The 13,414-nt window shown below is 31.5% G+C and carries 13 protein-coding genes and 1 pseudogene; all 14 read left to right on the top strand.

The genetic code is table 11. The annotated features are described in order from the left end of the window. The coding region (locus ACKI4K_RS02860) for a barstar family protein (RefSeq protein WP_407422117.1) at window positions 1-165 on the top strand (165 nt) is incomplete at its 5' end. 41 nt (window positions 166-206) lie between these two features. Then, window positions 207-1,076: a glucose-1-phosphate thymidylyltransferase RfbA gene (gene rfbA, locus ACKI4K_RS02865; RefSeq protein WP_407422093.1), complete on the top strand. Its 870-nt coding sequence runs from the start codon at window positions 207-209 to the stop codon at window positions 1,074-1,076. Window positions 1,077-1,080: 4 nt separating this feature from the next. Continuing rightward, the gene (gene rfbC / locus ACKI4K_RS02870; RefSeq protein WP_407422095.1) at window positions 1,081-1,638 is read left to right on the top strand and encodes a dTDP-4-dehydrorhamnose 3,5-epimerase; all 558 of its coding nucleotides are present in this window, start codon (window positions 1,081-1,083) and stop codon (window positions 1,636-1,638) included. 8 nt (window positions 1,639-1,646) lie between these two features. Continuing rightward, window positions 1,647-2,654 carry a dTDP-glucose 4,6-dehydratase gene (gene rfbB, locus ACKI4K_RS02875; protein ID WP_407422097.1) on the top strand — a complete coding sequence of 336 codons (1,008 nt, stop codon included), beginning with the start codon at window positions 1,647-1,649 and terminating at the stop codon, window positions 2,652-2,654. A 182-nt stretch (window positions 2,655-2,836) separates the two neighbouring features. Continuing rightward, a complete protein-coding gene (locus tag ACKI4K_RS02880; protein ID WP_407422099.1) occupies window positions 2,837-3,103 on the top strand; it encodes a hypothetical protein in 267 nt (88 codons plus the stop codon). A gap of 8 nt (window positions 3,104-3,111) precedes the next feature. Further along, entirely contained in the window at window positions 3,112-3,393 is a 282-nt protein-coding gene (locus ACKI4K_RS02885; protein WP_407422101.1) for a hypothetical protein, read from the top strand. 16 nt (window positions 3,394-3,409) lie between these two features. Beyond that, window positions 3,410-4,495: a CDP-glycerol glycerophosphotransferase family protein gene (locus tag ACKI4K_RS02890; protein ID WP_407422103.1), complete on the top strand. Its 1,086-nt coding sequence runs from the start codon at window positions 3,410-3,412 to the stop codon at window positions 4,493-4,495. Window positions 4,496-4,505: 10 nt separating this feature from the next. Next, a complete protein-coding gene (locus tag ACKI4K_RS02895) occupies window positions 4,506-5,465 on the top strand; it encodes a glycosyltransferase family 2 protein (RefSeq protein WP_407422105.1) in 960 nt (319 codons plus the stop codon). Window position 5,466: 1 nt separating this feature from the next. After that, entirely contained in the window at window positions 5,467-6,426 is a 960-nt protein-coding gene (locus ACKI4K_RS02900; protein WP_407422107.1) for a glycosyltransferase family 2 protein, read from the top strand. A 12-nt stretch (window positions 6,427-6,438) separates the two neighbouring features. After that, the gene (locus ACKI4K_RS02905) at window positions 6,439-7,293 is read left to right on the top strand and encodes a glycosyltransferase family 2 protein (RefSeq protein WP_407422109.1); all 855 of its coding nucleotides are present in this window, start codon (window positions 6,439-6,441) and stop codon (window positions 7,291-7,293) included. 50 nt (window positions 7,294-7,343) lie between these two features. After that, window positions 7,344-8,747 carry an undecaprenyl-phosphate glucose phosphotransferase gene (locus ACKI4K_RS02910; RefSeq protein ID WP_407422111.1) on the top strand — a complete coding sequence of 468 codons (1,404 nt, stop codon included), beginning with the start codon at window positions 7,344-7,346 and terminating at the stop codon, window positions 8,745-8,747. A gap of 153 nt (window positions 8,748-8,900) precedes the next feature. Continuing rightward, on the top strand, window positions 8,901-11,555 hold the full coding sequence (locus tag ACKI4K_RS02915; RefSeq protein ID WP_407422113.1) for an OB-fold nucleic acid binding domain-containing protein: 2,655 nt from the start codon (window positions 8,901-8,903) through the stop codon (window positions 11,553-11,555). Between the two features lie 21 nt (window positions 11,556-11,576). Next, window positions 11,577-12,512: a DNA repair and recombination protein RadA gene (radA, locus tag ACKI4K_RS02920; RefSeq protein WP_407422115.1), complete on the top strand. Its 936-nt coding sequence runs from the start codon at window positions 11,577-11,579 to the stop codon at window positions 12,510-12,512. A gap of 374 nt (window positions 12,513-12,886) precedes the next feature. Next, window positions 12,887-13,414 (top strand): annotated as a pseudogene (locus ACKI4K_RS02925) (disulfide reductase); the annotation flags it as partial.

Raw genomic sequence — 13,414 nt, forward strand, 5'->3', positions numbered from 1 at the left:
TACTATGGAAAAAATTTAGATGCGTTATATGATTGTTTATGTGAAATAGGCATTGAGACAAATATAATTTTAATCAATAGCGATTGTGTTTCTTCAGACATTATAGATACTTTTGTCGATGCGGCTGGTGAAAACGAATTACTGAATTTTAAATGTCAGTCATGAAATTTTTAAATATATAAGAATAAATATAATAATGTGATATTATGAAAGGAATAGTACTTGCGGGCGGATCTGGAACACGTCTTTATCCAATTACTAAGGCGGTTTCAAAGCAGTTATTACCTTTATACGATAAACCAATGATTTATTATCCTATTTCTGTTCTAATGCTTGCAGGAATCAAGGAAATATTGATTATTTCAACTCCAAGGGATTTACCAATGTATAAAGATTTACTGGGTGATGGTAGTAGTTTGGGAATTAGATTTTATTATGAAATTCAGGAAAATCCAAATGGACTTGCAGAGGCATTCGTCGTTGGTGAGGAATTCATCGGTGACGATAGTGTTGCTTTGATTTTAGGAGATAATATATTTCATGGACATAGATTTACAGAAATCCTAAAAAGGGCTACACAAATGGAGGAAGGTGCTGTAATATTTGGATACTATACTAATAATCCGGAAAATTTTGGCGTTGTCGAATTTGATGATGAATGGAATGTATTATCAATTGAAGAAAAGCCAAAAAATCCAAAATCTAATTACATAGTTCCTGGACTTTACTTTTATGATAATGATGTCATTGAAATTGCAAAAAATGTAAAGCCTTCCGAGAGGGGGGAAGTTGAAATAACTTCAGTCAATGAGGAATATCTTAAACGTGGAAAACTTAAAGTGGAACTTCTTGGAAGGGGTATGGCCTGGCTTGATACGGGAACTCATACAGGTCTTTTAGAAGCAGGAAACTTTATTGAAACTATTCAAAAAAGACAAGGATTATATATAGCTTGTCTTGAAGAAATTGCTTATTTTAAAGGTTATATAACTAAAGAACAATTATTAAAAACAGCTGAAGAGCTTAAAAAAACTGATTATGGTCAATATTTATTTAATTTAGCCAAAAGAGGGTAGTAATATGGGAAAATTTAAATTTACAGATACAGGCATAGAGGGGATGTTTTTAGTCGAACCCACTGTATTTGAAGACAATCGCGGTTATTTCATGGAAACTTATCATGAGAAGGACTTCAAGGATGCGGGTTATGATTTGACTTTTGTACAGGATAACCAGTCTAAATCATCAAAAGGGGTCTTAAGAGGGCTTCATTTGCAGCTTAAATATCCTCAAGGGAAATTAGTTCGTGTCATTAAGGGTGAAGTTTTTGACGTTGGCGTGGATTTAAGAGCGGATTCCGAGACTTACGGCAAATGGTTTGGAGCCATATTATCTGCTGAAAATAAAAAACAATTATTTATTCCACCTAAATTCGCTCATGGCTTTGTAGTATTGTCTGAAGAGGCGGAATTTGTCTATAAATGTACAGAATTTTATCATGGCGAAGATGAAAGTGGAATTAAATGGGATGATGAGGACATCGGTATCGACTGGCCACTGGATGATATTGATGAAATTATTTTGTCCGATAAGGATAAGGAATGGAAAACTTTAAAAGAATCTCAAATCAAATATTAGTGATTGTTATGACAAATGTTTTAGTTACTGGTGGATCAGGATTTATTGGAAGCAATTTTGTAAAGTATATGGTAGATAAATATCCTGAATATAATATTATTAATTTGGATGCCTTAACTTATTGTGGAAATCTTGAAAACTTGAAAGATATTGAAAATAAAGATAATTACTCATTTGTTAAAGGAGATATTAGGGATAAATCCATTGTCGATGATTTAGTTAAAAAATGTGACTATGTTATTAATTTTGCTGCTGAAAGTCATGTTGATAGAAGTATAGAAGATCCTGAAATCTTCATTAAGTCAAATGTTTTGGGAACACAGGTTCTTTTAAATGCCTCTAAAGAATTTGGAGTTGAAAAATACATTCAAATTTCAACCGATGAGGTTTATGGAACCTTAGGTGAAAGCGGTTATTTCACAGAAGATACTCCTTTGCAACCTAACAGCCCATATTCTGCTTCAAAGGCAGGTGGGGATTTAATTACAAGAGCATATTTTGAAACTTTTGATTTGCCGTTGAATATTACTCGTTGTTCTAATAATTATGGTCCTTATCAATTTCCAGAAAAGTTAATTCCTTTAATGATTTCTAATGCTTTAGAAGATAAGAAATTGCCGGTTTATGGTGATGGTAAAAACGTTAGAGATTGGTTACATGTTCACGATCACTGCACAGCTATTGATTTGGTATTGCATGAAGGAAAGCTTGGTGAAGTTTACAATATTGGTGGAAACAACGAAAAACAAAATATTGATATTGTTAAATTAATATTAAATGAACTTGGAAAAGATGAGTCATTAATAGAGTTTGTCACTGATAGATTAGGCCATGATAGACGTTATGCCATTGATTCATCAAAAATCCAAACAGATTTAGGATGGAAACCAGATTATACATTTGAAATAGGTATTAAAGAAACAATTAACTGGTATTTGGATAATCCGGATTGGATTAGTAAAGTTAAAAGTGGTGAATATCAGGAATATTATGAAAAAATGTATTCTAATAGATAGTTACACTTGAAATTCATCTCTTAATTATTGTTTTTTTATTATTTTTTAAAAACTTTTCAAATTTCTTTATTTTTTTTGAAATAAATGCTTTTCTTAATTAAGATAATTTTATATATTATTATTGTTTAATTTTAATTAGTAAAATAAATCTTGATTTATTTTTTTGGGGAAATGGTGATTTGATGTTGGAACAATATTTGCCTTTTGTAGGACTAATTATATTTGGGAACATTGAAAATTTGGTTCTATCTTCTCAGGGCGTTGTAGCTGGAGTTAATCCAATAAAATTGGCCATTGCTAGTATCATATGTGTTTCTGCATGGCTGCTTATAGGAACTTTCGGAACTCAACTTTTAATAAATTACGTTGATTTCATTAACTTTATCGGTGGATTTGCAATTTTTGTTTTAGGTTTTCAGGCAATGTATGAGTCTGTATTCCATAATTAGGTGGTTTGATGTTGGATGATTTAAAACCATTTTTAATATTGTTAGTTTTTGGAAATATTGAAAACTTAATTTTAGCGGCGCAAGGTGTTTCAGAACATGTCAATCCACTAGGTCTCGCTATATTAAGCTTGATTGCCGCTTCATGCTGGTTATTGCTTGGAACACTCGGTACCAAAATGGCAATAAAGTATGCAAGATACATTAACTTCATAGGTGGTCTTGCCATATTTATTTTAGGTATTCAGGCAATGGCGGAATCAGTTCCTGGAATTTTAGCTTTCTTCCACTAAATTAATATTGATTTTCATGAAATATTTAAAGCATAAAATATATGGAAGCATATTCGGCTTATTTAAAATTTTCCCAATAAAGAATAATAGAATATCCTTCATCATTGATTCGGGCGAGTCTTTCAGGGGCAATCTAGATTATATTAAAAAAGAATTTGAAAAAAGAGGAAACTTTGAATTTAACTTTTTTTATAAGGATAAAATTTCATTAAATGCATTTAAAAATTTAGCGACATCAAAATATGTGTTTTTAAATGACAACTTCTTCCCACTGGCCTTCATGAGTTTTAAACATGAAACTAAAGTAGTTCAACTGTGGCATGCACCCGGAGCTTCTAAAAAGTTTGGCGGATCTGTTGCAAGCCAAGATGAGATTGAAATGCTTTCAAAAATCAGTGAAAATACCGATTATCTAATTTCCTCTTCCAAAAAAATTGAGGATTACTACAGTGAAGCTTTTCAAATTGACAGATCAAAAATAAAGCCTTTGGGTCTTCCGAGATTAGATTATTATTTTGAAAATCATGATTTAAACAAGTTAAAGGAAGATTTTTTTAAAAAATATGGCTTTACCTCCTCAAATAAAAAGATAGTTCTTTATACTCCAACATTTAGAGATGAAAAAAAGTACAACAATGTATTTGATTATTTGGATTTAAAGAAGTTTAATGAATTTTTAGGCGATGATTATGTTTTGGCTTTACGCCTTCACCCTAAAATTAAAGATTTTTACACGGAAAATATTGAATCTAGTGAGGAATATATTGATTGCAGCGATTATCCATCAGAACAGGAATTAATGATGATAAGTGATATTCTAATCACAGATTATTCTTCCATAATGATTGAATTTGCCGTTTTGGATAAACCGATAATGTTTTTTGTATATGATTTGGATAATTATTTAAAAACTGAAAGAGGATTTTATTACGACTTTGAAAAAACTGTTCCGGGTAAACTGGTTTTTAGCTCAGATGAGTTAATCACAGCAATTAAAAATAATGACTTTGATAAAGATAAATTGTCAAGTTTCACTCGCACACAATTTGATGCAATAGACGGCAAATCATCACAAAGGGTTGTTGATTTCCTTTTAAAATAAGGTAGGTAATATGGATAATATTAAGGTTAGTGTTATAGTACCGGTTTTTAATAGTTCACAATATATAGGTGCAACACTTGATTCTATAATTAATCAAGATTTTGATGATTTTGAAATTATTGTAATTGATGATGGATCTAGTGATAACAGTCTTGATATAGTTAATGAAAAGCTAAACTCAACCAATCTCCCAAATACCATAATTCATCAGGAAAATCAAGGCGTAAGTGCTGCTAGAAATAAGGGAATTGAAGTTTCGAATGGAGATTATTTAGTTTTTGTAGATGCGGATGATTATATTACACCAAATCATCTATCTGAATTATACAATTGTGAAACTGACTTTAGCTTAATTCAAGTCGTTAAAAAAGAGGGGGATACCACTTCCAAACCTCATGTCTATTCACAGGATGTTATTTCAACAAAAGAATTCATCGAAATGGAACTGAAGATGGAAATTCCATTTAATTTTGTCCAATTAATCTATAAGGCCGATATTATTAAAGACAATTCAATTAAGTTTTCTTCTGACTATGTCTATGGCGAAGATACTTATTTTGCTCTTATTGCATTGAGTTATGGAGATAAGATAGCTATTTCAAATGAAGCCACTTATTATTATATGCAACATTCGCAGTCTGCCATAAGGACATCGCAATTCAGACGTTTTGACATTGTAAATATATTTGAGGAATTGGCAAGTTTTTATAAAAGCAAAGGGTTAGACGATTTATCTCAATTGATTATAACATCAAGGATTCCTAAAGCCATTTTTGGCAATATGAATTACTTTTTTTATAATGGCTATGACTTTGATGAGGTAATTAACAAAATGAAAGAGTTGGATTTATTCAATAAATTGTCCAAATTTGAAGGGGATAGCAAATTTAAACTTAAAATCAAGTTATTTTTATTAAATCCGAAAATATATTATAATGTGTGGAAAAAATTAAAAAATTCGATTGATTAACATGAAAGTCTCTATTGTCACTCCTAATTATAATGGTGAAAAGTTCCTTAAAGGTTTTTTTGATTCTCTTAATCAGGATTCAGATTATATCGGCGAAGTCATAATAGTCGATAACGGATCAACCGATAAAAGTAAGGAATACATAAAGAATAATTCATTTGGTTTTCCTGTCATTCTAATTGAAAATAGCGAAAACTTAGGTTTTTCACCTGCAGTTAATCAAGGCATTAAGAGCGCCAGTTATGAATATGTTTTTTCTTTAAACAATGACACTGAAATTAAGAAGGGTTCTATTAAGAATCTATTGGATTTGATTTCTTCTTCTGAGGATATATTTTCGGTACAGGCTAAAATGCTTCAATACAATAATAGGGACTTGATTGATGATGTTGGAGATGAATATAATCTTCTTGGATGGACTAAGAAAACAGGTGAAAATCATAATGCGTCCGAATTCAACGAGGTTTGTGAGATTTTTTCAAGCTGTGCGGGAGCTGCAATGTATAAAAAATCACTTTTGGAAGAAATCGGCTTATTTGATGATAATTTCTTTGCATACATGGAAGATGTTGATTTGGCAATAAGGTCAAAAATCAATGGTTATAGGAACCTGTTATGTCCTCAAGCTATCGTATATCACATCGGAAGTGCTACAAGCGGAAGCAGATACAATGAATTTAAAGTAAGATTGGCTGCTCGTAATAATGTTTGGGTAGTTCATAAAAATCTCCCAATTCCGTTAAAAGTTTTGAATTTTGTATTTCTATTTTTCGGATTCTTAATAAAATATATGTTCTTTTTAAGAAAGGATTTTGGCTCAATCTATTTATCTGGTTTAAAAGAAGGATTAAAAACAAGAAACAAAATTGATAAAGTGAATTTTGAATGGAAAAATACAAAAAATTATTTTAAAATCGAATACAGATTAATTATCAATACTCTTAAATTTTTAAAAAAATAGCTGGTTGGTTTTATGGATCTTTCAGTCGTAATTGTAAATTATCAAACATTTGAATTAACAAAAAACACAATTAATTCTATTTTTAAATATTCTTATCCGTTTAATCTAGAAATTATTGTAGTTGATAATGCATCGGGTGATGATAGTTTATCTAGACTAAAAGATAATTTTAAAGATGATGTTACTTTCATTGCTTCAAGTGAAAATAATGGGTTTGCGGCAGGAAATAATCAGGCTTTGAGAATTGCTAAAGGAAAATATGTTCTACTTTTAAACTCAGACACCATTGTCTGGGAAAATACTTTAGAAAACATTTACGATTATATGGAAAAACATGCAAATGTTGGGGCAACCGGTTGTAGGGTTGTTTTAGAAAATGGAGATTTGGACAAGGCCTGTAAAAGGAGTTTCCCTAATGTTAAAAACTCATTTTTTAGATTATTCCATATACCAACAAATAGTAAGGATGATAATTATAATTTAGTTGGTTTTCCTGATGATGAGGTCTATGAAATCGACTGTTTAACCGGAGCGTTTATGTTTATTAGAAAAGAGGCTCTTGATGAGGTTGGATTTTTAGATGAAACATTTTTCATGTATGGTGAAGACATTGACTTATGTTTTAGAATCAAAGAAGCTGGCTGGAAAATTATCTATTATGGAAAATCTAAAATAACTCATCTTAAAGGTGCAAGCAGCAAGAAACAAAAATCCAAATTAATATTTGAATTTTATCGTGCAATGTATGTATATTATAAAAAACATCATGCCGGTGAATCTTCATTAATTGTAAATATTATTGTATACTTTGGAATTTTTGTTCTATGTGTTTTAAAATTATTTTTGAATTTGTTTAAAAAAAGTTAAATAACTTCAACGAATAATAATATAATAACACTAGTTTTTTGGTAGTAATTATGATAAGGGAGAATCAACGTTTATTAAATATTATATTAGTATTAATTGATGTTTTAGTCATAATTTTCTCTTTGTGCTGTTCATTTTACTTAAGATTTAATACAACCTTATTTGGTCCGATCGGTGGGCATTTAAGCTATGAAAGCTACATTATATTTATGTTGATTGTTGTTATTCCGGTTTATCTAATTTTGTACTTCGCTTTTGGTTTATATAAGCCACGCAGAACCTACAAAAATATTTTTTCAGAGGCAACCCAAATAATCAAAGTTAATTTTGTGGCATTTTTTATGTTGGTAGGAATCTTATTCATCATTAATCAACCGGACTTTTCAAGAATACTGCTTTTCTTATTAGCGATTTTTGCTTCATTCTTTGGAATCATTGAAAGATTTATCATTAGAAGCTTTTTAATAAGAATGAGAATAAACAACAGAAACTTAAAACATATCCTTATTGTAGGGGATAATGATTTGGCCTTTACTTTTGCAAAAAAAATTAAGGAAAATCCTTATCTTGGCTTTTCAATTAGTGGACTTTTGGGAAGGCCCGAGCATGTTGGTCAGGAAGTTGAAGGATTTAAGGTTATCGGCGCCTTTAAGGATTTAGATGGGATTCTTGAAAAACATAGTTTTGACAGGGTTGTTTTAGCCATTCCATTAAAATATTATTATCGTATTGATGAACTAGTGGAAAGTTGTGAAAAAGTTGGGATTAAGGCGGAAATAATTCCGGATTATATTAGATATTTCCCAGCACAACCTTCTGTTGACATGATTGAAGACATTCCGATTATTAATATTAGATATGTTCCGTTGGATGATTCATTTAATAGATTTATAAAAGCGGTTTCAGATTATATTATTGCTGTAATAGCCATTATTATAACATCACCAATCATGATAATTACAGCTGTTGCGATTAAGATAACATCTCCCGGGCCTATTATATTTAAACAGGAAAGAATTGGATTTAATTCAAAACCATTCATGATGTATAAGTTTCGCAGCATGAAAGTTCAGAATCCTAGTGAAGAAAAATCCGAATGGACAACCAAAGACGATCCAAGAAAGACCCTAGTCGGAAACTTTATTAGAAGAACTAGTATTGATGAATTACCTCAATTTTTCAATGTGTTAAAAGGGGAAATGAGTGTTGTAGGTCCAAGACCAGAAAGACCATATTTTGTTGAACAATTTAAGGAAACAATTCCAAAGTACATGGTCAAACATCAAGTAAAGCCGGGTTTGACCGGCTGGGCACAAATTCATGGGTGTCGTGGAGATACATCTATCAATAAACGTATTAAATATGATATTGAATATGTAGAAAACTGGCATATAGGTTTAGACTTAGGAATAATGATTAAAACAGTTTTAAAGAAAAATCCAAATGCATATTAGCTCTACACATTTTCATTTATGTGCACTTCGAAAAAATTTATATTATATTTTTTAGTAATTATGTTCACAGATTACTTTTCAAGTGCTCTCTCTAATAGTTTATATACACTCCAGTTATAAAATAATAATTAACTTTTCTATGAGGGGTTTGGTATGCAAGAAGAAATTTTAAAATTATACGAAAAAATCCAAAATCAACTTTCACAAGAGGAGTTTTTAGCAGAAATGCAGCAAGAACGTGAAAACTACAAAGATGTGGGTTTCATGGATGATGTTTTGATAGCACGTGAGGTTTTAAAAAACCACGGTGTAACAGATTTTGATACAGATTCTGCAGAAACAGACTCTAGTGAAGATGTGCCTTTCGAAGTTTCATTTGAAAGTGATGAAGAAGAATCAACTGAACAAACTTTTAAGATGACCGATGATATTTTAGAGAAATATAATAAAGTTAAAGATCAGATTAGTGAAGAAGAATTTTTAGCTAGAATGTCAGAGTTTAAAGAACAAGAATCTTCAAATCCATTTATGAATGATTCTGGATTTGCAGATATGGTTGTTGGTGAATTATTGGATGAGGAAGTTGAGGTTGTTTCAGAAAAACCAGAATTTGCAGTTGATAGCATTTCTAAACTTGAGGACGGAAAAAGGGATGCCACTATTTCCGGAAGAGTAATATCCATATCTAATAAAAGGTCCTTTAAGACCCGTAAAGGCGGAAAAGGTGAAGTTTGTAATGTGGAGTTACAGGACAACACCGGAACTATGAGAACCGTTTTTTGGACTCAAAACATGCCACTTTTGAAAAAATTCAACGAAGGCGAAATTATTCAGATTAAAGGCGTAGACATTAAGGAAGGGTACACAGGCCTTGAAGCAAACTTAAGACCAAGGTCATCCATTGTTAAGTTAGAGGAAGATTCTTCTAAGTTTCCGGTTTATGAAGAAACAATTACTGATATCGCTGATATTAAACCAGATACAAAAGTAAATATTATTGCAAGAATTGTTCGAATTCCTACTGTTAGAAGTTATGAGAAAAATGGAAAAGAAGGAAAAGTTGCATCTATTGAGTTACAAGATGCAACAGGTAAAATAACTTACACATTATGGAATAAAAATGTCGAATTGATTGATGCATTAAAGTTAGAAGATGGAGACACTGTAAAAATACTTTCAGCACAATCCCGTGAAAGAACCAACAGGGATGGAATATCTGAAATTTCATTAAGTCATTGGGATGGAAGGATTATTAAAGGAGAATACGATGTACCTGAAGTTATTCAGGAATTTCTTCCAATTGGAGGTCTCGGCGAACAGAATGATGTATCAATTAAAGGCGTTGTTGTCAGACTTCAGGATATTAAAAAGTTTATTAGAAAAACTGATAATACTGAAGGAAGATTACGTAATTTTGATGTAGGAGATGCCTCTGGAGAAATAAGAGTCACTGTTTGGGGTGATGATACAGACCTACCAATAAATAAAGGGGACATTGTTAAGGTCATTGGTGGTAATGTTAGATTCGATGATTTCACAAAATCCGGATATTCAATGAATACCAATTTCAACACACAAATTACTATTAATCCTGAAAACTTATCTATGGAAGAAATAGAAGAATTTGAAAGAATAAGAGAACAATTAAGACCTACTCCAATTGGAAATATTCGTGAAATAGATGAAGATGGCATTGAAATAGATGTTATTGGAAGGATCCTTTCTGTTAATGACGTTAATGAATTCCAAAGAGATGATGGCTCTGTAGGAATTGTTCGTTCATTATTATTTGCTGATGAATCCGGAAAAGTTCAATTATCCTTATGGAATGAACGTGCTCAAGAGGAATATAATGTCGGTGACGCATACCAAATTGAAAATGCTAGAACAAGACTTGGAATGTATGATGTTGATTTAAACATAGGTGGAAGTTCTAGATTAATTAAATTATCCGAAGAACAAGCTTCTGCAATGTTTATTCCTGAATTGGCTACATTAGAAAAAGCAATATATGACTATAAGAAAATTTCTGATGTTGATGAAGATGAAACAGACATTATCATTATTGGAAGGATAATTGAATTGAATGATGTTCATGAATTCGACAGAGACACAGGCGATACTGGATTTGTTAGAAACATAGAAATAGCTGATGATACAGGATCCATAAAAGTAGTTCTATGGAATTCTGATGCAAAAATGGATTTAGAAATGGGCATGCCTCTCAAATTACAAAATCCACGTATTTCATTAGATATGGATAATCGTATTGAAGCTACCGTTAGCAGAACCACTACAGTTTTGAAACCTAATGAAAGTGAAATAGAAAGGTTACCTACTTATGATGAGTTAGTAGAAGCGATTTTTGTTAATAAAACTATTGAATCTTTAGCGGAAGATGACACCAATGTCTGTGTCACTGGAGTTATTAAAGAAGTGGGCACTGATAAAAATATTCTCAAAAGGTGTCCTAATTGTAATGGTAATGTTGAGCAAACAATTGAAGAAAATGTTTGCGATTTCTGTGGACATAACTTTGAAGAACCTGACTATACTTTAATGATACCTACTCAAATCGAGGATGAAACTGGCGAAATTCAAGTTACATTCTTTGGAAAATTAGCTGAAGAAATCCTTGGAAAGAAAACTGAAGAAGTCGCTGAACTCATTGAAGAGGGTAATGGTATTGAAGATAAACTTGAAGGTTTAACAGGATTAACTGTTGAAATTATAGCTAATGTCGATTTTGATGAATATAGTGAAAGAAGTAGATTAAAACCTAAGAAGATTATATCTAAATATTATTAAATTACTAAAGGAATGATTATAATGGTAGAATTAGCAGATTTACCTGGTGTTGGTGAAAAAACAGCAGAAAAATTAAAAGATGCAGGTTTTGCAGACATGATGAGATTAGCCACCGCTACTCCTAAAGAATTATCTGTAAAAGCCGAAATCGGAGAAGGAGTTGCTGAAAAAGTTATTGAAGCTGCTCGTAGAGCTGAAAACATTACTTTTGAAACTGCTTTAGAAGTTGATGAAAGAAGAAAAGATGTAGGTCATATAACTGTAGGTAGCCAAGAGTTTAATGATTTAATTGGTGGGGGAATAGAAACTCAATCCATCACTGAAGTATTCGGTGAATTCGGATCCGGTAAAAGTCAAATTTCTCATGAATTGGCTGTTACTGTTCAATTACCTGAAGAACTTGGTGGTCTTGATGGTGAATGCGTATTTGTCGATACTGAAAATACCTTCCGTCCCGAAAGAGTCAGACAAATTGCTGAAGGATTTGAATTAAATACTGATGAGGTTTTAAGCAGGATCCATGTAGCACGTGCTTTCAACTCTGCTCATCAAATATTGATGGTTGATAAAATTAACGAACTTATTCAAAGTGGAGTCAATATTAAATTGGTTATTGTGGATTCATTAATGGCTCACTTCAGAGCGGAATATGTTGGAAGGGAATCCTTAGCCGTAAGACAACAAAAATTAAATCAACACTTACATTCACTTCAACAAATTGCCAACACATATAATGTTGCTGTTTTCTTAACAAACCAAGTACAAGCAAAACCAGATTCATTCTTTGGAAGCCCTACTAAAGCTATTGGTGGACACGTATTAGGGCACGCTTCTACTTATAGGATATGGCTTAAAAAAGGATTGGCCGGTAAAAGAATTGCTCGTTTAGTGGATAGTCCTCATTTGCCTGAAGGAGAATGTGTATTTAAAATTACTAGCGAGGGTATCGTTAGCTAATTTTATTTATCTTTTTTAATGAATTAGTGTAATCTTTTTGGTTACACTTTTTATAATTTTAATGATTTAGTAATAAAAAATCTTAAAATTTAGCATAACAAAAATTTTTTGTTTTTTATTTAACTAATGATAATCCTTTATTTTTATTAATTTCACTAGTTTAAGTTATTTTTTCTTTTTTAAGCTATTTTATATCGATTTTCAATTCATCATATATAAACATTACTCTAAATTTTTTATAGAAAGCTTTATAAGAGTGGACATACTACATTAGTATATCTAATAGTATGTAAAATTTTACTGACTGTTTTTTTAAAAATTGCAATTTTTTATATATATTAGATATTTTCACGACTTGTACAAGGTGAATAAATATGGCAGAAGAAAAAAATAATGAAGAATTAAGAATCGGTGTTTACGTTTGCCACTGTGGTGTAAACGTTGGTGGAGTAGTAAACTGTCCTGAAGTAGCTGAATATGCTAAGAGCTTACCTGGCGTAGTTCACGCAACTGATTACAAATACATGTGTTCCGACCCTGGTCAAGCTATGATCCAAGAAGACATTAAAGAAAAAGGTTTAAACAGAGTTGTTGTAGCAGCTTGTTCCCCTCGTCTTCACGAACCTACTTTCCGTAGATGTGTAGAAGAAGCAGGATTAAACAAATTTTTATTTGAATTTGCTAACTTAAGAGAACAAGACTCATGGGTACACATGAACCAACCAGAAGAAGCTACTGAAAAAGCAAAAGACTTAACACGTATGGCAGTTGCTAAAGCAAGATTACTCGAACCATTAGAAGCTACCAAAGTAGCAGTAGATAACAAAGCATTAGTTATCGGTGGTGGAGTAGCTGGTATCCAAACCGCATTAGATTTAGGTGACATGGGATTCAAAACCTAC

Source organism: Methanobrevibacter sp., from assembly GCF_045644645.1.
In the GTDB taxonomy this organism is placed as follows: Archaea; Methanobacteriota; Methanobacteria; order Methanobacteriales; family Methanobacteriaceae; genus Methanocatella.